15 protein-coding genes are annotated in these 20087 nt (G+C 71.9%); 8 read left to right on the top strand and 7 right to left on the bottom strand.

All coding sequences use genetic code 11. From position 1 onward, the window contains the following. Positions 1-4 precede the first annotated feature (4 nt). The 3 genes from BC793_RS18705 to BC793_RS18715 form a co-directional block, all read right to left on the bottom strand. A complete protein-coding gene (locus BC793_RS18705; RefSeq protein ID WP_109593877.1) occupies positions 5-763 on the bottom strand; it encodes a group II truncated hemoglobin in 759 nt (252 codons plus the stop codon). A gap of 160 nt (positions 764-923) precedes the next feature. Beyond that, on the bottom strand, positions 924-2435 hold the full coding sequence (locus BC793_RS18710) for a non-reducing end alpha-L-arabinofuranosidase family hydrolase (RefSeq protein ID WP_203896247.1): 1512 nt from the start codon (positions 2433-2435) through the stop codon (positions 924-926). A 209-nt stretch (positions 2436-2644) separates the two neighbouring features. Then, positions 2645-4111, bottom strand: coding sequence for a sigma-70 family RNA polymerase sigma factor (locus tag BC793_RS18715; RefSeq protein WP_109593881.1), 1467 nt, complete (start codon positions 4109-4111; stop codon positions 2645-2647). Positions 4112-4523: 412 nt separating this feature from the next. On the opposite strand from BC793_RS18715, the gene BC793_RS52290 reads away from it, so the two are divergent. Then, a complete protein-coding gene (locus BC793_RS52290; RefSeq protein ID WP_109593883.1) occupies positions 4524-5381 on the top strand; it encodes a Clp protease N-terminal domain-containing protein in 858 nt (285 codons plus the stop codon). Here BC793_RS52290 and BC793_RS18725 read toward each other — a convergent pair. Beyond that, positions 5329-5589, bottom strand: coding sequence for a DNA-binding protein (locus BC793_RS18725; RefSeq protein WP_239170063.1), 261 nt, complete (start codon positions 5587-5589; stop codon positions 5329-5331). The two genes, BC793_RS52290 and BC793_RS18725, sit on opposite strands and share 53 nt — an antisense overlap. A 492-nt stretch (positions 5590-6081) precedes the next feature. Between BC793_RS18725 and BC793_RS18730 the strand changes: the two genes are divergently transcribed. The 4 genes from BC793_RS18730 to BC793_RS18745 all read left to right on the top strand — a co-directional run bounded on the left by BC793_RS18730 (position 6082) and on the right by BC793_RS18745 (position 11353). Next, entirely contained in the window at positions 6082-7167 is a 1086-nt protein-coding gene (locus tag BC793_RS18730; RefSeq protein ID WP_158319297.1) for a glycosyltransferase, read from the top strand. A 711-nt stretch (positions 7168-7878) separates the two neighbouring features. Next, complete coding sequence (locus BC793_RS18735; protein ID WP_109593887.1) at positions 7879-8403, top strand: PadR family transcriptional regulator; 525 nt, start codon at positions 7879-7881, stop codon at positions 8401-8403. 35 nt (positions 8404-8438) lie between these two features. Beyond that, positions 8439-9161 carry an ABC transporter ATP-binding protein gene (locus BC793_RS18740; protein WP_109593889.1) on the top strand — a complete coding sequence of 241 codons (723 nt, stop codon included), beginning with the start codon at positions 8439-8441 and terminating at the stop codon, positions 9159-9161. After that, positions 9158-11353 (top strand): FtsX-like permease family protein, encoded by a 2196-nt coding sequence (locus BC793_RS18745; RefSeq protein WP_109593891.1) that lies wholly within the window; start codon positions 9158-9160, stop codon positions 11351-11353. Before BC793_RS18740 ends, BC793_RS18745 begins: the two co-directional genes overlap by 4 nt. Positions 11354-11402: 49 nt before the next feature. Here the strand turns inward: BC793_RS18745 and BC793_RS18750 are convergent, their stop codons facing one another. Together BC793_RS18750 and BC793_RS18755 are read right to left on the bottom strand one after the other, a co-directional pair. Continuing rightward, positions 11403-14897 carry a PAS domain S-box protein gene (locus tag BC793_RS18750; RefSeq protein ID WP_109593893.1) on the bottom strand — a complete coding sequence of 1165 codons (3495 nt, stop codon included), beginning with the start codon at positions 14895-14897 and terminating at the stop codon, positions 11403-11405. Positions 14898-14939: 42 nt separating this feature from the next. Beyond that, positions 14940-16118, bottom strand: a complete 1179-nt coding sequence (locus tag BC793_RS18755; protein ID WP_109593895.1) for a cytochrome P450 — start codon at positions 16116-16118, stop codon at positions 14940-14942. A 91-nt stretch (positions 16119-16209) separates the two neighbouring features. Between BC793_RS18755 and BC793_RS18760 the strand changes: the two genes are divergently transcribed. The 3 genes from BC793_RS18760 to BC793_RS18770 all read left to right on the top strand — a co-directional run bounded on the left by BC793_RS18760 (position 16210) and on the right by BC793_RS18770 (position 17660). Next, on the top strand, positions 16210-16407 hold the full coding sequence (locus BC793_RS18760; RefSeq protein WP_109593897.1) for a ferredoxin: 198 nt from the start codon (positions 16210-16212) through the stop codon (positions 16405-16407). A gap of 108 nt (positions 16408-16515) precedes the next feature. Further along, positions 16516-17142 carry a TetR/AcrR family transcriptional regulator gene (locus BC793_RS52295; RefSeq protein ID WP_109593899.1) on the top strand — a complete coding sequence of 209 codons (627 nt, stop codon included), beginning with the start codon at positions 16516-16518 and terminating at the stop codon, positions 17140-17142. 14 nt (positions 17143-17156) lie between these two features. Further along, positions 17157-17660 carry an adenylyl-sulfate kinase gene (locus BC793_RS18770; RefSeq protein ID WP_158319298.1) on the top strand — a complete coding sequence of 168 codons (504 nt, stop codon included), beginning with the start codon at positions 17157-17159 and terminating at the stop codon, positions 17658-17660. A gap of 447 nt (positions 17661-18107) precedes the next feature. On the opposite strand, the gene BC793_RS18775 is transcribed toward BC793_RS18770, so the two are convergent. Beyond that, entirely contained in the window at positions 18108-18710 is a 603-nt protein-coding gene (locus tag BC793_RS18775) for a hypothetical protein (protein ID WP_109593903.1), read from the bottom strand. Between the last annotated feature and the right edge of the window lie 1377 nt (positions 18711-20087).

Here is a 20087-nt window from a genome sequence, read left to right on the forward strand (position 1 = left end):
CGGCTCAGCCCTGGTACGGCGGTGCCACCCCCCAGCCCCAGTGCGGCACCGGGGCCCTCCGCGGCGGGGTGGCGCCCGGCTGGGAGTTGGCCAGCGCGAGCCGGGTGCCCCACTCGAGGTAGCCCATGAACGCGGCCCGGAACTCGGGGTCGTCGGGCAGGCCGACCTCGTCGGCGGCGTCGGCGAGCAGGTTCACCCAGCGGCGCCGCTGCGGTTCGGTGATCGCCTTGCCGAGATGGTGACCCAGCATCGCCGGGTAGCCGCCGCGCTCGCCGGTGTAGCGGGGCGGGCCGCCGAAGACCTCGCCCAGCCACATCGCCACGTGCCGGGGATGGGCCGGATCCATGTGCGCGAAGAGCGGCCCGACCACCTCGTCGGCGGTGACCAGCTGATAGAAGCGTTCGGTGAGCCGCTCCAGGGCCTCGGCGCCGCCGGCCCACTCATACATGCTGGGCACCGAGCCGCCGGTGCCGGCCACCGCGGTCCGCTCGTAGTGGCGCATCTCCTCGATGGCCTCGATGTACGGGCGGATCTCGGCCAGGAATCCGGGGAACAGGTCACCGCCCCGGAAGCCCTTCAGGTGGTCGTCGGCGGACGTCCACGTGATACGCAGTATGTAGACGTTCGGCTCGTCGGCGCTGCGGCTCAGCTCGTAGTCGACGCACTGCGGGGCCAGGGCGAGGAACCGGGCGGCCCGGCCGTAGGCCTCTTCGAACGCCGTGGTGTCCCCGGGAATGCGATACCGGATGTACTCGACCGTCATGGGTCCACCATAGACGCTGCAACTCTGTAATCTTGTAATCGATGGACGGCGACATGCTGCCGATATCGTTTCGTCTCGATCGATTCCCGGCCGACCGTACCCACCCTCGATGACGACGAGCCGGCCCCCCATCAGGTGGGCCGGCCCGTCATCGGGTGGATCAGCGCTGCAGGGTCAGCAGACCCGGCCGGTACGGCAGCCGGCCGTAGTCACCGCCCGAGCTGGGGGAGCGGCCCTGGTAGAGCAGGCGCAGGTTGCAGGCGTCGATGGTCATGGTCTGGTCGGCGTTGCTGCGGATCAGCTCGCCGTGGCTGATGTCGTTGGTCCACGTGGCGCCGCTGTTGGCCTTGCCGGCGAACGGGTTGTTCTCGCTGGCGGCCTGCGGGGTCCAGTTGCCGCCGAGGCTGCTGGCGGTGAACGAGCGGAAGTAGCGGCCCTGGCTGCCGATCGCCTCGACGATCATCAGGTACTGGTTCTGGCCCTGGACCTTGTACACCTGGACGGCCTCGAACAGGTTGTTGGTGGTGTCGCTCATGATCGTGGTGTACGACGACCCGAAGTTGCCGGGGAAGTTCCCGATCGGCATGCTGGCCCGGTAGATCTTGCCGTTGTCACCGGCGAAGAACAGGTACATGTTCGTCGCGTCGCCGATGATCGCCTGGTCGATCGGGCCGGTGCCGGAGCCGGTGATGCTGCCGGTGAACAGGGTCTGCGCCGACGACCAGCCGTTCGGGTTGGTCGGGTCGCTGGAGGTGCGGTAGGAGAACGCCGGACCGCCCCACTGGTAGGTGAGCACCCAGATGTTCTTCGGCGCGAAGTAGAACAGCGACGGCGCGACGGCCGAGAAGTTCATCGCGTTCTGGCTGGCCGAGCCCATCTCCGACCAGTTGGTGAACAGGCCGAAGTTCATCGAGCCCCAGGACGTACCGTTGTCGTGGGTGGTCGCGTAGACGAGCTGCCGCCCGTTGTACGGCGCGTGGGTGAAGTCCTTGAGCGACACCCACCCGGCCCGCGGGTTGGCCAGCACGCCGGTGGACGACCAGCGGTACGACGACGGCAGCGTGCACCCGCCCGACGGCGACGACTGCGACGGCGACGGTGTGCCCCCGCCGACCCGCACGAGCTGCCACTGCTGGTTCGCGCCGTTCCAGTCGCTGTACTGCACGATGTTGGCACCGTCGGCCGTCGACGCGCCCTGCACTTCCAGTGCCTTGCCGCTGTTGCGGTTGATCAGCTGGATGTATCCGTCGATGTCCTGGATGCTGAACTGCTGATTCGTGGCGTTGTTGTCGGTGTACTGCACGATCGATCCGCCGTCGGCCGTCGACCAGTTGTAGACGTCCAGAACCTTGCCGGAGTGCCGTGACTTGAGACGGTAGTAGCCGCCGCCGGAGTCGACGAACTGCCACTGCTGCTGCGCCTGGTCGTTGCGGGTCCACTGGGTGATCCGGGCACCGTCGCTGGTGGACAGGTTGTAGACGTCCAGGGCCTTACCGCTGGTGCGGTTGACCAGCACATACGACGCGCTGGTGTCGATCGTCGCGGCGGACGCGGCGGTCGCCGTCACCGCGACGGCACCGCCTGCGGCGAGCACGACCAGCGCGGCGAGAGCATTGCGCCAGGGCCGCCGAAGTATCCCGTTCTTCGGTGGTACGGGCGTGTGGTCTTGCATCGACATGAGGTTCTCCCGGGGACTGGTGGTGAAGGGAACGGGTGATCGCCGGGCCGGGGGAATGGACCCGGCAATCAGATTGAGAACGCTAACAATCGTCTATGTGATATTGCCAGACGATTTCGGGCTCATCAAGTTCCCGAATTGGATACTCCCGTTTTAAATTTCCCCGAGAAAACCGTTATACGTGAGCCGGCTGCGGAGTCGCGTCATTCCGCGAGTGGTGGCCGTACCAGAAAGGAATCGTCCGCGCCGAAGGCGGCGGCGCCCTTGGACTGATCGACCCACAGTTCGTCGCCGCGGTGCCGGAGGAACCAGCCGGGGTAGTTCGACGCCTCGAGCGTCAGCGAGCCGGCGCTCTGGCCCGGCGAGGGGCAGAACGTGGCGTCGCCCTCGAACAGGTCGGTGCCGATGTTCTCGTCCAGCCGCACCCGCCAGGACGCATGCCGCAGGTAGCGGCCGTCGGCGGCCCGGAACGAGAAGCACCGCGGGTCGGCCAGCCCCTCCACCACCTGGAACGTCGCCCGCCGCCGGGCGGTCACCGTGTCGGCCGCACCGACCGCGGTGAGCATGCCCACGTCGCCGCTGGCGGTGACGTATCGCCCGGTGGCGTTCGCGGACTCCAGCGAGAACGATCCGGTACGCAGAGTCGCGGCCACCGGTGGGGTCGCCGGGGGCCGTGCCTCCGGACCCGACATCGCGACCACACCGGCCGTGGTTCCGGCGAGCACCGCTCCGGCGGCCACCGTCGCCACCACCGGATGTGCCGCGGCCAGCGCCGCCAGACGACCGATCGCTCCCGGCCCGCCGGCCGCGGTGCCGCCCCTCCGGTGCGGCACGGGACCGCCGGACAGGGCCGTCGCGCCGCCGTCGCCCGTGCCGCGGGCCAGCACCGCCGCGACCAGGGCCGCCGGTGCCGGCAGCAGGACGAGGTTAGGCAGCAGCCGGTCCGTCTCCACCAGATCGACCGCCGCGCGGGTGCAGGCCGGGCAGCCGCGGACGTGCCGGGCCAATCGTTTGCGCCACAGCGGGCCGGGCACCCCGTCCCAGCCCGCGGTCTCACCGGCCAGCCGGGGACAGATCGGCCGGGCGTCCAGGGCCGCCACGATCGTGCGGCTCAGGTCGAGTTGCGTACGCATCCGCTGCACCCGCACACCCGCGTGGATCACCGACACCCCGAGCGCCGCCGCGAGCTCCGCACGGGACAGATGCCCGGCCACCTCCAGCCACCACAGCGGGAGCAGCAGCCGGTCCTCCGGGTTCAGCCAGCGGGCGGCCCGCTGCACCTGGCGCCGCTGCGCCGACAACTCCACCTCGAGGACCGTGACACCCTCGAACGCCGCCCCCTCGTCCGGAAGCTCCACCGCGTCGTCCAGCGGCACACTGTGCGCCGCGGCCCGGCCGGCCCGGTGCTGATGCGTGCTGACGTGCCGCAACGCGATCGCCGCCAGCCACGGCCGGAAACTCTCCGGCGACCGCAGCGACGGCAACTGCCGCAACGCCCGCAGCATGACGTCCTGCGTGACGTCGTCGGCGTCCGGATGTGAGCCGAGCACCTGCCGGACGATCGTGTAGACCATCGGCAGGTGCGCCGCGACGAGATCGTCCCGTGCGGACCTGTCGCCGGCCTGAGCCGCCCGCACCAGATCGGCGCCGTCCATTCGGGTAGCTCGCATGTCCGCCTCGGTGCCAACGGGTGTTCGTGGATGAGATTTACCGAGCGCGAGCGCCGTACGCAAGGTTTCGGAATTATTTCCTGCCATCTTTCCTCGTCGCTCGATCCGATGACGAAAAACTGTTATGCCGGGCCGTCCTGAAAAGTCGCGACGGCCGCCGGCGCCGCGCGTGAGCGCCCGCAACGACCGGCCGGCTCGGCCCGGCAGGATTAACGGTGAGCGACGACCCGCGGTAGCGGACCGTGACGACAGGCCGATCGACGTCACTGCCGGCGAGTCCGGAAGTCGCGTCGGCGAGGTCGTGTGCCGCCGGTGACGGGGCCGGAGTGGCACGCGGGTACTACCTGAGTAGTAGACGGAATCGGTCTATGGGCCGACGCGCACTATGGCGGTCGATTTCTAGTCTCTGGGGATGACTGACAAGGTTGCCGCGGTGATGACCGTGGCGAAGGCTCTCGGTGGGGAGCGGATAGGCACCGAACACCTGCTTGCCGGGGCACTGAGAGCCGGGACCGGGGTGCGGCGGGTGCTCGACGTCTGGGACGTCACGCCGACGGTGCTCCACGCGGTCCTCCGCACGCAGGCCGGGCGGTGGGCGGCACCGGACGACGGAACGGCCGCGGTCGACCGGGCCCGGCTCGCGCACGGGGAACCCAGTGCCGAGCAACTGCTGGCGGTGCTGCTGGAGGACCCACAGTCGCATGCGGGGGAGCTGCTGCGGGAGTGCGGGGCCGATGTGGAGGCGGTGCGGGCGGCACTGGCCGGCGGGCGGATGCCGGCGCGGGTGGAGCGGGTGCCGGCCGAGCTGGTGGCCGTCCGGGACCGGTTGATCGGGCGCGCCCGGTATCGCGGGCGGGGGCTGCGGGATTACCTCCTGTCGGCGATCATCCGGGTCCGCATCAACTATGCGGAGGTGCCGGTGTTGTGGGCGTCGCTGGAGGCCGACCTGATCGCGAAGTCGCACGGTGGCCCGAAGCGGACCGACGACGTGCTGCGGGCGATGCTCATGACATACGAGGTGGCGTGCGCCTATCCGCATCTGCTCGGTCCGGCGAACGAACGGTACGAGGGGGTTCGTGCGCTGGTCGAGGTCGGTGTGGACTGGCGGAACGTCGCCCGCTGGGACGGTGGCGACGAGGACCAGGTGCCGGTGAAGGAGCTGCTCAAGCCCGGCTCGGACTGGCCGGAGGACACCAGCGCCCTGCTTGGGGTCCTGGTCAGTCATCCGGGGAGCCGGGCCGGTCGGCTGCTGGCGGAGAACCTGGTGTGACCCGCCCGCGAGGCGGCGGCCCGGCGCGGTTGGCCGCGATCCACGCCTCGACCTGATCGCCGAGCCACACCTTGCCCTGAGACAGCTCGGCGACCGGGGCGGGGAAGTCGGGACGGATGGTGATCTGGTAGGTGCGCTGGCGGCTGAGGTCGCCGAGCAGGATGCCGATCTCGTGGTGGCCCACGAGGTACAGAGGTGGCCGCGCCATACTGGCGACTATAGTCTATGGACTAGATGGCTCATGTCAGGGGGTCCACTGTGGCCGGCGCCCGGGTTAGTCTGCGCTGACATGAATCCTCAGGGAAGACGCCGACCCGCGCGTGAAGCGCCTGACGGGTCACGGGCGCGCCATGCACCACGTCTGGACCGCACGGTTGTTCGTATCCGCGCCCGGCGCGTCTCCCCGGAACCGGGTGTTCGTATCCGCGTCTGGCGCGGCTCCCCGAGACCGGGTGTTCGTGTCTCCGCCTGGCACGGCTTCCCCGGGTCGGGTGTTTGTGTCTGCGCCTGGCACGGCTTCCCGGGGTCGGGTGTTTGTGTCTGCGCCCGGTGCGCCTTCCCGGGGCGACCGCGGCGCGCTGGTCGGCCCGGCGGTCGTCGCGATCGGCGTCCGCACGGGGAACGCGCGGTGCCGCGACGGCGGGCTCAGCCGGCAGCGGGCCGGGTCCCATGTCGAGCGCCTCGTCGACCGGTTCCCACGATGAGCGACGTCCTGGTCGTCACGTGGGACGGCGGCGGTGCCGTCGCACCCGCACTGGGCACCGCCGGCGAACTGCGCGACCGCGGCCATCGCGTACGGGTCCTCGGTCACCCGTCGATGCGCGTGACAGTCGAGGCCCGGGGCCTGGAGTTTCACCCGTACCGGCGGGCCCGCCCCTGGCGACCGGAGGCGCGGCCGGGCACCCGCCGGGCCGAGCTGACCTTCCTGGCCACCTGTCTCGACCGAGGCGTCGGCCGGGACGTCGCCGCCCTGCTCCGCGAGCATCCGTGCGACGTCACGATCGTCGACTGCATGCTGCTGGCCGCGTTCGCCGCGGTCCGGCGTGCCGGGGTTCCGCACGTGGCGCTGGTGCACACGTTCTACGGATACATGCGGAACGAGTTCGGCGCCGGGACGCTAAACACCATCGCCACCCTGAAGGGCCTTCGGCCCGGCCGTCTCTGGGACCGCGCCGACCGGGCGCTGGTCACCACCCTGCCGTCGTTGGAGCCGCTGTCACCACTGCCGGCCAACGCGCGCGTCGTCGGCCCCGTCGTGCCGCCCGCCGTCCCGGCCCGGTCCACCGGTGGGGTGCTGGTGAGTCTCAGCTCGCTGCACTATCCGGGCCAGGTCGCCACCCTGCAATCGGTGGTGGACGCGGTGGCGGATCTGCCGGTGCCGGTCGTCGTCACCACCGGCAGCGCGGTGCGGCCCGGGGAGATCCGGGCCGCCTTCCCGGTGGAGGTTCGCGGCTACGTGCCGCATGCCGAGATCATGCCCACCGTCTCGCTGGTGGTCGGCCACGGCGGGCACGGCACCACGATGCAGGCGCTCGCCCATGACCTGCCGATGGTGATCCTGCCGGCGTTCGACCGCAGTGATCAGCGGCTGGTCGGGTCGGTTCTCCAACGTGCCGGCGCCGCCGAGGTGGTGTCCCGGAAGGCTGGGTCGGCCGTCATTCGTAGCGCGATCGACCGCATGCTGGCGCCCGGCCCGCACCGCGGCGCCGCCGCCCGTCTGGGTGCGGAGATCCGATCCTCCGCAGGCGCCCACACCGCCGCCGACGAGGTCGAAGCCCTGCTGTGACATGTGGCCCGGTCATCGGGTACGACTCGAGCCGCTCCTGGTCGCGCAAAAGCAGGGCCGGTCGTGGGTCAGTCGTCGGCCGGGGAGTTTGCGGCTGGAGATCCACACCGCTCCCACACCGCCGCCGTCCCCTCGACCGCGTCATCGGGCGGGACGAACCCGCGCAGTGGTCCCGGCGTAAGAGCATCCGCTCGACCACGGCTTCCTGGGTCCGGCCGTCGATCATGCTTTGGCACGTCGGTGACCCCGGCTCGGTCCTTCAGGGTCCCATCGCCCACCACGAGGGATGCCAGGGCATGGCTGCGGCGTTCGAGCGGCGACAGGAGCACACGCAAGCGTTGTGCGTGCTCCTGTCGTTGCCCTGACCCGGTTCAACGCACACGATGCACCGATCGTGTGCGCCTATCCGTGTCATGACGCATACCCGAGCCCACGTTCGGCGATCGTGTGCGTTGATCGCCGTCGGCGGCGCTGCCGTCCCCGCCCCACGGCCCGTCGATCATGGGCGGCTTGCGGCTGCGGCTGGCAGGCAGGCGGGTGGACGGCGACGTGGTCCGTCACCGCGAGGCTGGCGGGCAAGCTGAGGGCTTCGCGGCGCAATCCGGTGGTGGAACGACTACTGACGGACGCCGGCTTTTCGTGTGGTGCACCAGGCCGATGCCTCGGCGCCGGTGGATTACGCGTGTAGATATCGAGTGTATAGTCTCGGGCGTGGACAACACGACGGCGCTGCTCGGCCTGCTCGGTGCTGGGGCCAGTTACGGATATGACCTGAAGAACAGCTATGACCGCTGGTTCGGGGTGAAGAAGCCGCTGGCACTCGGGCAGGTCTACACGACGTTGGCCCGGCTGATCCGCTATGGCTGGATCGAGGCGCTTGGCGAGGAGGCCGGTGCCGGTCCGGACCGTAAGCGTTATGGGATCACCCCGGCTGGCCGGGAGCGGGTGATGGAGTGGATGTTCACGCCCGAGGTGCCCTCGGAGACAATGCAGAGCAACCTCTTCGCCAAGACGATCATCGCGTTGCTGCTCGACGACGACGCCGGCCGGATGCTCGACCTCCAGCGGGCGCAGCACATGGCCCGGATGCGCCACGTGACAGCGGAGAAGAAGGGCGCGCCGCTGGCGACCGTCCTGGTCTGTGACCACGCGCTGTTCCATATCGAGGCGGACCTGCGCTGGATCGACCTGACCGCCGCCCGGCTGGGCCAACTGCGCGCGGAGATGACCCGATGAGTGACGCGCCGCCGAGAGGCACCGCGGACGGTCAGATGGGTGACGCCCCGCCGCGACGGACGCCGGATGGAACGGTGAGTGAGGTGCCGCTGTTGCGGGCGCGGGGGCTGCGATTGGCGTTCGGGCTGACCGAGGCACTGCGCGGCGTCGATGTGGACGTGTGCGCCCGGGAGATCGTGGCCGTGACCGGCCCGTCCGGATCGGGAAAGTCGACCCTGCTGCACGTGCTGGCCGGGGTGCTCGCCCCGGACGCGGGCACCGTCGACTACGGCGGGGTGCGGGTGACCGATCTGGACGAGGAGGGGCGATCCCGGCTGCGGCTGGCGGAGTTCGGCTTCGTCTTCCAGTACGGGCAACTGCTCCCCGACCTGTCCGCGGTCGACAACGTGACGATCCCGCTGCTGCTGACCGGGATCCGGCGGCGCGAGGCGCTGCGCCGGGCGGGCGAGTGGCTGGACCGGGTCGGGGTGGGCGACTGCGCCGCCCGGCTGCCGGCGGAGATGTCCGGCGGCCAGGCCCAGCGGGTGGCGGTGGCGCGGGCCCTGGCGACCGGGCCGGCAGTGCTGTTCGCCGACGAGCCGACCGGATCGCTGGACTCGCTGGCCGCGGAGACCGTGATGCTGGCGCTCACCGGCGCGGCCCGGGAGTCCGGCGCCACGGTCGTGCTGATCACCCACGACCCGAGGACGGCGGCGTACGCGGATCGTGAACTGACCGTCCGCGACGGCCGGGTAACGTTCGGCGGGCTGGTCGGATGACGCTGACGAGGCTGGCCTGGCTGGTGACGGCGGGCGGCCGGGGCGCGTGGGGCCGGCTGGCGGGGATGGCCGCGGGGATCGCGGTCGGGGTCGCGTTGCTGCTGATGCTGTGCGGGGCGTACGACGGACTGGCGTCCCGTGCCGAGCGGTCCACGTGGACGTCCCCGAACCACGGCGTCGACGCCGGGCGCCTGACCGGTCCCGCCACCGTGCCGCCGGCCGACGACGTGCTGCTGGTCTCCGTCGTGGAGGACACCTTCGCCGGACGGGCGATCACCCGGCTCGACGTGGCGTCGTCCCCCGGATCGACGGCCACCGTGCCCGGCATCGGGCGGCCACCGGCGATCGGCACCTACCACGCCTCCCCGGCCCTGGCCGCGCTCATCGACGGCCGGCCCGCCGACCAGCTGGGCGCCCGCTACGGCAGCCGGGCCGGGCTGATCGCGGACACCGCACTGGCCGGCCCGGACTCACTGGTCGTGGTGACCGGAACCGCGGTGGCCGATCTGGATCCGTCGCGGTCGAGCATCGGGTTCGGCGGCGAGCCGTACGGCGTCTGGTCGGTGACCGGGTTGCGCGGCACCGCCTTCCCGAGCACCGCCTACCGCACGGTCGCGATCATCGGAGCGATGGCGATTCTGCTTCCGGTGCTGATCCTGGTCGGTGTGGTGACCCGGCTCGGCGCCGCGGAGCGGGCCGGGCGGTTGGCGGCGCTGCGGCTGATCGGGGCGACACCCCGCCGGGTCGCGGACATCGCGGCGGTGGAGATCGGCGTGACGAGTTTCGCCGGCGCGGTCGCGGGCGTGGCCCTGGCGTGGCTGCTGGTGCCGGTGGCGGCCCGGGTCGACGTGGCCGACGGGCGGTTCTTCCCCGCCGATCTGACCGCCGGGCCGGTCACCACGGTCGCCGTAGTGCTGGGCGTGGTCGTGGTCGCCACCGCGGTGGCGTGGTGGCGGACTGCCCGGGCCGGGATCGGGCCACTCGGGGGCTCCCGATCCCGGCCCGAGCACCGTCCGTCCGCGATCGGTGTGCTCCCGCTGCTGGTGGGCGTGATGGAGATGGTCGCCGTGACCGTTCTCGCGATCGCCGGTTCGCCCCTGCCCGGCACGGACGTCCTGTTGATCCTGGGTTTCCTGCTGGTGGCGTTCGGGCTGCTGACGTCGGGGCCGGTCCTGACCTACTGGGTGGCGGGCTTGGGCGCCGGTCGTTCCCGTACCGCGGCGGGGGTGATCGCGATGAACTGGATCCGCCGCCATCCCCGCGCCACGTTCCGGTCGGTCAGCGGTCTGGTCGCGGCGCTGTTCATGGTGTCGGTGTTCGCCGCGGCCGTCACCACGGTCCGCGACGACCGGGTGTTCGCCCCGGTCGGGGATCGCATTCCGGAGTCCGCGCTGGTCACCAATCTCGGCACCCGGCCCGGCGAGGTCGCGCGGGCGTCCGCCGAGGCGGCCCGGGTGGCCGGGACCGCCGGGGTCACGGCGGCGGTGATCGGCAGTCACCATCCGGAGGAGGGTGTGGTCTTCACCGCGGGCGACGCCGTGCGGCTCGGGCTGACGGTCCCGGACGGTGCGGGTCACGTCCGGGTCGGCAACTCCTGGTTCGAGGGCGGGCCGCTCGACGTCGCGGCCACGGCGGCGGTGGACACCACACCGGCGATCCTGCTGGTCACCACCGACGGCTCGACGGCGTCGATCGAGCGGGCCCGGACCGCGGTCCTGGTCAGCGGGCTGCGCCTGGCCCTGCCCCCGACGACTCCCGCCGAGCGGCGCGTCTCCGGCCTGCAGAGCTGGGCTGACCGGTACGCCGGCCTGGCCGCCCTGGGCATCGTGGTGGCGACGGTGATCTCCGCGGTGTCGCTGGCCGTGTCCACGGTCGCCGCGATCCTGGACCGCAGGCGGGTGCTGGGGCTGCTCCGGCTGACGGGCATGCCGGTGTCCGCGATCCGGCGGGTGATCGTCGCCGAGGCCGCGTTGCCGCTGGCCACGGTGTTCGCCCTCTGTGTCGGGCTGGGTTTCCTGGTCGCCTGGTGCATCCTGGCCGGCCTGACCCAGGGCCGCCGGAGCGTCTCCTGGCCGGACCCGTCCTACTACGCGGCGCTGGGTACGAGTCTGCTGCTGGCCGCCGCCGCGGTGACCGCCACGTTCCGGACCGCCCGGACGAACACGGGTCTGGCTGCCACCCGCTTCGAGTGAGCCGCGCCGTGTCCGCGGACGTCCGCCGGCTCGCGGAGAGCCGGTGGTGTCAGGAGACGGCCTCCAGGTCGAGGATGAAACGGGAACCGCCGGCCGGGTTGGGCTCGTGGTGGACGTCGCCGTGGTTGGCCCTGGCCAGGCCGCGGACGATGTAGAGGCCGAGGCCGGTGCCCTTGACGTCGGTGGCGTCCCGGTCGGCGCGGGTGAGCCGGTCGAACAGGCGGTCCCGGAAGTTCTCCGGCACGCCGGGACCACGGTCCTCGACGGTGACGTGCACCCGGCGGTCGCTGCGGGTGATCCGTACCGCGGTGGCGCCACCGCCGTACTTGGCCGCGTTGGACAGCAGGTTCACCAGGATCTGCTGCAGGTGGCCGGGGGCGAACAGGACCGGGGCGTCGTCGCCGTGCACGGGCGGGCCGTCCGACGTGAGGAAGGACGACAGGGCGGTCTCGATCTGGGCGCGCAGCGACAGCTCCCGGCGGTCGGCGCGGATGCTGCCGGCGTCGATGGTGACCATCGCCAGCACTTCACGGACGATGTCGTCGAGCCGCGCCGCCTGCCGGCCGATCGCGTCGACGGCCCGGCCCCGGCGGCTGTCGTCGAGGCGCGCCCAATCGTCGGCGAGGATCTCCGCGTGGCCTTTGATGGTGGTGAGCGGGTTGCCGATCTCGTGCCCGAGCATCCCGATGATGTCGAGTTTCAGCTGGTTGGCCGCCTCGAGTTCGGTGTTGCGTTCGGCGAGCGCGGTGGCGGCGTTGTCGCGGGCCCGTTCCGCGGCGCGGCGGCCGCTGATGTCGGTCACCACGCCGATCAGGTGTTTGGGCCGGCCGGTGTCGTCGCGGACCAGGGAGACGGTGGCCTCGACGTCGACCCGGTGGCCGTCGGCGTGCCACAGGCGGCCCTCCCGGGTGTATGAGTCGGCGTCCCCGGCGAACAGCCCGGCCAGCAGGTGCCGGTTCTCGGCGACCTCCTCCGGGTCGAGCAGTTCCGCCTCGGGCCGGCCGGTGAGGTGTTCGACGGTGTGGCCGAGCATCCGGGCGTAGGCGCGGTTGACCGCGGTGAGGGTGCCGTCGAGGGCGCGGATCACCTGCCCGGCGGCCGAGTTGTCGAACTGGGCGCGCAGCCGCTGCTCACTGTCGGCGAGCGCGATCTCGGCGGCGCGTGCGGCGGTCACATCGGTGTTGATCTCCAGGACCTGCACCGGTTCGTGGTGGCCGTCGGCACCCGGTTCGGGCTGGTGCAGGACCTGGCGGCTCATCACGGTGAGCAGGCGGCCGTCCGCGGTGACATGCTGGAGCCGGCCCTCCCAGCGGCCGTCGTGTTCGAGGCGTTCGCGCTGCCCGGCGGCCGTGCCGTGAGCGGGGTACACGGTGGCGAACAGACGGTCGGCGGCCCTGCCGGTGGCGGCGGTGAGCGGCCATCCGTACAACTCGGTGGCGCGGGCGTTCCACCAGCGGATCGTCCCGTCGAGGTCGCGCACGATGACGGCGGCCGGGATCAGTTCCAGCAGCCGGGCATGGCGGCGCAGTTCGGCGTCGGCGGCGCGGCGGGCGGTGATGTCCTCGATCTGGTTCACCACGTACCGGGCGTCGCCGTGCTCGTCGCGGACGACCGAGGCACGTACCGCGACCCAGATGGTGCGGCCGTCGCGGTGCCGGTAGCGGCGTTCGGCGCTGACCGTGTCGATCTCCCCGTCGCGCAGCCGGCGGATGAAGTCGGCGGTGCCGGCCACGTCGTCGGGGTGCTGGAGGTCGGCGTACGTCATCCGGCTCAGCTCCTCCGACGAGTAACCGGTGATCGCCGACATGGCCGCGTTGGCGTGCAGGTACCGGCCCAGTTCGCCGGGTTTGAGGCTGGACAGGGTGAGCCCGACCGGGCTGTTGTCGAAGGTGAGCCGGAACCGGTTCTCGCTGACCGCCAGCTCGGCCAGTGCCCGGGCGGTGTGCGCGGCGTCGTCGGCGTGCCGCAGCGCCCCGGTGAGGGCGTCGGCCAGCAGGGTCAGCAGCTGCTCGTCACCGTCGTCGAACGCGCCGGGCCGGCCGCCAGCGACCAGCAGTGCCCCGAACACGGTCCCGGCCGGGCTGCGCAGTGGCGCCACCACCAGCGAGCGCATGCCGATCGTGCGGGACAGGGTGTGGTCGGCGCGCGGGTCGGTGGCGGTGTCGTCGCAGCGTACGGTGGTGCCGGTGGCCGTCGCGGCACCGATGACGGTGCCGGAGAGGGCGACGGCGGGCACCTCACGGCCGGCGAACGCGCCGGTGCCCGCGACCATCCGCATGGTGCGGCCGTCGGGGTCGATCAGATGCACCGACGCGGCTTCGCCGGTCGAGATCACCTCGAGCGTACGGTCGGCGATGAGCCGTAACACCGCGTCCCGGTCGGCGGCCACCGTGGTGATCTCCCGTTGCACCCGGATCGTGGTGCGCAGCCGGTCGGTCTCGCGGGCGGCGGACTGCTCGGCGACGATCGCGTCGGTGACGTCCCGCCCGGTCACCATGATCACCTGCTGGTCCGCGACGACCCGGCGCGACCAGTGCACCCACCGGTATCCGCCGTCCCCGGTCCGGCAGCGGAACGTGCCCTCCGCGGGGGCCGCGCCGGCCGGGGCGTCGTCCGGGTGCCGCAGCGCGGCGAGGGTCGTCCCGGTCAGTTCGTCCTCGCCCCAGCCGAGCGTCCGCTGCCAGGCCGCGTTGACGCGCAACACCGTCCCGTCGAGATCGGTCAGGGCCAGCAGGTCCGGGCTCGCGGTGATCATCACGTCGAGCAGGTCCTGGCTGTGCCGCCCCGCGGTCACGTCGACGATCTGCGCCAGGAACCGCACCGGCACCCCGGACTCGGCGGTCAGCACGGTGACCGTGACCAGGCAGTGGAGCACCTGCCCGTCCTTGCGCAGCAGCCGCCGCGACACCTGCCGGCCGGCCCGGGACGCCAGGTCGTCGGGTACGGCGCCGTCGGTGTCCCGGTCGCCGGGGTGGGTGACGCCCGACAGGGTCAGCCCGGCCAGTTCGTCGCCGGTGTACCCGAGCAGCGCGGACACCGCCGGGTTGACGCGGGTCCAGCGGCCGTCCTCGTCGAGGACCGCCATGCCGATCGGGGACGCCTCGACCAGCGACCGGAACCAGGCCTCACTGTCGGCCAGCGCCTGCCGGCTGCTGCTGTCGACGACCTCGGCGATCAGGAACGCCGCCCCGGACCGGTCGTGGGCCAGGAAGTTGCGGCTGGAGATCCACACCCGGGAGCCGTCCCGGCGCACCAGCACCCGCTCGACCACGGCTTCCTGGATCCGGCCCTCGATCATGCCCTCGAACACGTCGCCGACCCCGGCCCGGTCCTCCGGGGCGACCACGATCTGCGAGGACCGCCCGATCAGCTCCTGCCGGTCGTAGCCGAGCAGATCGCCGAACGCCTGGTTGGCGGCGACGAACCGGCCGACCTCGCCCTCGGCCAGGGTGAGCACCACCTTCGGCACCGGGCTGGCGGTGAACGCGCCCACCAGCAGCTCCAACGGCTGGCCGTCGACGCGTTCGAGGATCCCGACATGCACAAGCTCACGATCGGCCGGGTCGCCCGGATCGTGAGGGGCCGGTCACCAGCGCACCGGTACCTCCTCGAGGCCGCCGACCAGCAGGCCCCGGCGCTGCCGCAGCTCCTCCACCCCGACCGCCAGCTCCAGGGTCGGCAGACGCTCCAGCAGCACGCTCAGCACGGTGCGCAGTTCCACGCGGGCCAGCGACTGACCGAGGCAGGAGTGCGGGCCGGCGCCGAAGGTCAGGTGCGGATTGGGGGAGCGGGCCAGGTCCATCTCGCCGGGGTCGGTGAAGACACGCTCGTCACGGTTGGCCGACGGCATCGCCGACAGTACGGTCGTGCCCGCCTCGACCACCGTGCCGGCGATCTCGACGCGCTCGGTGACCAGGCGGTGCGTACCGAATCCGAGGTTGGCGTCGAACCGCAGGACCTCCTCGACGGCGGTCGGCACCAGGCCGGGGTCGGCGAGCAGGCGTTCCCACCGCTCGCGCCGGGCCAGCAGCATGGCCGCCATCCTGCCGATCATGTTGGCGGTGGTCTCGTGGCCGGCGACGAGCAGCGCCTGCCCGGTGAAGACCAGTTCCGGCTCGGACAGCCGGCCGTCCTCGGCGTCGACGACCGTGACGAGCTCGGAGAGCAGGTCGTCACCCGGGTGCGCCCGTTTGGCCGCGACATGGGCCTGCATGTACGCCCACAGCTCCTGCCCGGACCGCCAGGTCTCCTCGGCGGTGAACCGGGTGATGTTGAGGAACCGGTCCGACCAGTGGGCGAACCGGTCCCGGTCGGACGCCGGCACCCCGAGCAGGTCGCAGATCACGTAGACCGGCAGCGGGAAGCCGAGCGCGGTCCGCAGATCGGCCGGCGCCCCGTGGGCGATCATGTCGTCGACGAGCTGATGCGCGATGCGGGTGATGCCCGGTTGCAGGGCGGTCATCCGCCTGGCGGTGAAGGACCGGGTCAGCAGGCGCCGCCAGCGCTGGTGCCGGGCCTCCTCGTTGAGGAACGCCGGCCCGGTACCCATGGCGTTGCCGCCGGCCGGGGTGTTGCGGATGAAGCGGCGGTCGGTGATCGTCGTCCGGACGTCGTCGTAGCGGGTCAGCAGCAGGGCGTCGGTGCCGGCCGGGGTGCGCACATGGGCCACCGGGCAGCTCGCGCGCAGCTCCTGCCACTCCGCGGGCGGGTCCACCGCGGTCGGGGGTGTGAACGGGTAATCGAGCACGTTCTCCTGATCCGGCATGCCGTCTCCTCGAGTAAACGTCTGATTACTTGGTAGCGTACGGGCGGGACGACGAGGCAGCAAACGGTCGAAACGGTCACCGGGAGGTTCTGTGCGGATCGCCGCCGACGAGGACAAATGCATCGGTGCTGGTCAATGCGCTCTGACCGCACCCCACGTCTTCGACCAGCGCGACGACGACGGTGTTGTGGTCGTGCTGGTCGAGTTCCCGGCCGAGCCGGACCGTGCGGCCGCCCGCGCTGCCGCCGCCGGCTGCCCCGTCGCCGCCATCACGGTGACCGCCGGCTGACCCGGTGCTCCACCGCGCCAACCGCCAACCGCCGACCGCCGGGGCCGCCGCCGACGACCTCTATGGGCCCGGGACAAACCGCCTGCCGGTACCCAGTACGGTCGAGGGGTGACGAACGCCGCCGATTCCCGTAAACGCGGTCCACGAGGCTCGTACGTCGCCGGTCGTGAAGCCCAGCGGGCCATCCTGGACGCCGCGCGCGACGTCTTCGCCGAACATGGTTACCGCGGTGGTGTCCTGCGCGACGTCGCCGACCGTGCCGGCGTCAGCGCCGCCAACATCATCCACCACTTCGGCTCCAAGGAAGGCCTGCTGGTGGCCCTTCTCGAGGAGCGCGACCTCGGCAACAGCCACGAGTTGCAGGCGACCTCGTCCGGCTTCGTCGCCGGCCTCCGCGACCTCGTCCGCCGCAACGCGGCGGACCGCGGCATGGTCCACCTCTTCACGACCCTCGCCGCCGAGGCGACCGCTTCCGGTCATCCCGCCCACAAATTCTTCCGTACGCGGTACGACGAGATCCGCCGAGCCGCCACCGAAGGCGTCGTGACCGCCCGCGACCAGGGCACCCTTCCACCGGGCCCACCCGCCGCCGACGTGGCCGCCGCCCTGCTCGCGGTGATGGACGGCCTACAGACCCAGTGGCTGCTCGACCCCGATTTCGACATGGTGGCCGCTTTCGACGCCCACCTGACCGCCATCGGCGCACCGCCCGCGCCGGAATCCGGAACACCCTGACCGCCCGGGCGCTGTTGATCACCGGCGTCGTCGGTGCCGGCAAGACGACGATCGCCGGGGCGGCCGCCGACCTGCTCCAGGCCCGGCAGGTCGCGCACGCCGTGATCGACGTCGACTGGCTGCGCCGATGCCGGCCCAGCCCGCCAGACGACCCGTTCCACGTCGCGCTCACCCTGCGCAACCTGGCCGCGGTCAGCCGCAACTTCCGGGAGGCGGGCGCCGGGCGCCTGATCCTGGCCGGCGTCATCGAGAGCCGCTCGGAACGCGACGCCTACCAGGAGGCCATCGGCATTCCCCTGGCCGTCTGCCGCCTGCACGCCGACCGGGCCACGATCCGCAGCCGGCTGACCGCCCGGCTGGGCGCCGATTCCCCGGAACTGTCCTGGTTCCTCGATCGGGCCGCCACCCTGGACCAGATCCTCACCACCGCCGATCTCGCCGACACCGTCGTGGACGCCGGCCGCCCGATCACCGAGGTCGCCGCGGACGTCCTCACCGCGACCGGCTGGGACCGCTGACCCGGTGCGGCGGTTTCGGTGGCCGTGGTCGGCGTGGCCTGGGACCGCTGACCCGGTGCGGCGGTTTCGGTGGCCGTGGTCGGCGTGGCCTGGGACCGCTGACCCGATGCGGCGGATTCGGCGGTCATGGTCGGCGTCGGCGGGCCTGGGTCTGCTGATCCGGTGTGACGGGTTCGGCAGTCATGGTTGGTGTCGGCGGGCCTGGGTCTGCTGATCCGGTGTGACGGGTTCGGTGGTCGTGAACGGCGTCGGCGGGGCCTTGGTCTGCTGATTCGGCGTGGCGGGTTGGGTGGTCGTGGTCGGGCGTCGGCGGGGAAGAAACTGCCGCGCCCGCGTGGGCGACGCCCTGCCGCCCGGCTACGGCGAGGTGAAAGGAAAGGGCATTCCGGTGCCGTGGTGGCAGCCGCCGCTACCGGAGTGTTCGCGGTCGTGGGCCGTCGGACGCGGTCAGGCTCCGGCCGGGCGGGTGATCTCCCACTCCTGCGTCTGAGCGGCGCCGGCCGGGCGCAGCGTCAGACGGAACCGGGCAAGGTCGATGCCCTCCGCCACTTCGAACAGGACGTGGCGCAGGCAGGACGCCGACGCATCGAGGAGCGAGGGGGCGTAGGGCTCCCATCTCGTGGTCATGTCGGCGTCGACCCGGTGCTCGTTGCCGTCCGTGTCGATGAGCCAGGCGCGGTCGGCGACGTCGTTCAGGAAGGGGACCGAACCGACGTTCTCCACCTGGACCAGCACCAGGACCGCCCGTCGGCCCGGCGTGTCGGTGGGGAAGTACGTGGGGTCCTCGACCGATGCGATCGAGAGCTGCATCGCCGTGCCGGCGGAACCCTTCATGATCACCACGCCGTCCTCCGGGACCACGTCACCGACGGGTACCGCGTCCGCCCGGATCCCCGTCGGCAGCCAGGCCCGGACCGTTGCCGTTGGCGCCGGGGCGGCCGGAGCGAAGTCGAAGGCCGGCGCAGACGTCCGGACCGGCGAGGCCGACGACGTGACGGTGCTCCCCGACCCTGTGGGCTCGTCGACCGGCCGGTCGACGCTGACGGCCACGAGCCCGAGACCGGCGGCGAGCGCGGCCGCGGTAGACAGGGCGATGCAGATCCGCCGCCCACGGGTCGACCCTGACGGCTCCGGTTCCGAAGCGGCCGCCGGAGCCGTCAGTGCCGGTGGAGAAAGCGGCCGAGTCGTCAGCGCTGGTGGAGGAGGTTGCCGAGCTGTCAACGCCGGTGGAGAAGGTTGCGCGGCTGTCAGCGCCGGTGAGGAAGCTGGCGGTCTCGTCTGTGCTGGTGCAGGAAGTCGCGGCGCTGTCAGTGCCGGTGGGGGAGGCGGCGGACCCGCCAGTGTCGATGGCGAGGGGGCGGCCGGGCCGGCCCCGATCCGACCGCGGCGGCTGATGCGGGCGCCGGCGATTGCTCCGGCAGCCGCCACAGCGGTCACCGCAGTGATCGCCAACCAGCGGGAATGTCGGCGGGGGAGGGGCGGTGGCGCGGTCACGGGCCCGAGCATCGGCCGCCGGGGTGACCATCTGAGCGAACCATCAGAGGGCTTTCGGAGTGAGGGCTGCCCCGTCCTCCCCCGTTCTCTGGGATTCCGGCATACCGTCATCGCGGAACAGATCGAGGAACAAGCCGCAGACCTCAACGCGAACGGTCTCCAGCGCCGAGGCCCCTGCCTGTAGCTTTTGCGGCGGCGTCGGTCGCCCGGTCACTCCCGGCAGGGCGGAGCGGGGGTGGGATCCGCTCGATCCACCGGCCGTGGACCGAACCGAGCGGCGTGCCGAACCGACCCACACTTGCCGAGTGGCAGCGACAACGCCATCACACACAACGCGATCGTGGGACCCGGTCGTCGTGAAGACGATGACGGACGCTCACGCAGAGCCGATCGCGCGACCCCACCACGGCTATACCGACGATCAGCGCCCACGATCGCTGATCGTGCGCCGCGGTCTTCGCTCAGAGCCCGTCAGACCCTGACACCGAAGGCTCTCGGACGGTCGGCGACGCTGGTAGGGGTCCAGGGCATCGCCGGCAGGGATCCAGGAAATGGGCGGTAGGGGTCTAGAGCATCGTCGGTGGGGGAGGCCATCAGTGGCGGGATGCTCGGCGGGGGCGGGGACCGGCCCGCCCGTCGGGAGAGACGAACCGGGAGGCGCGGCATGGGCGTGCCGGGCGGCCCAGGCAGCCGCGGCCACCGACAACCGCCGTGGTGACCGCCGCGAGCGTTGGCCAGCAGTTTGGTTCGGGTGGGAGGGGCACCGTCACGGGCGCGGGGATCGGTTGGCGGTGACGGACTGGGAGAGCCGGATATCGGCAAGTGGGAGGGGCACCGTCACGGGCGCGGGGATCGGTTGGCGGTGACGGACTGGGAGAGCCGGATATCGGCAAGTGGGAGCGGCGCCGTCACGGTCGGGGGCGTCGGCCGGGC

The organism is Actinoplanes xinjiangensis, from assembly GCF_003148685.1.
GTDB classification, from domain to species: Bacteria; Actinomycetota; Actinomycetes; order Mycobacteriales; family Micromonosporaceae; genus Actinoplanes; species Actinoplanes xinjiangensis.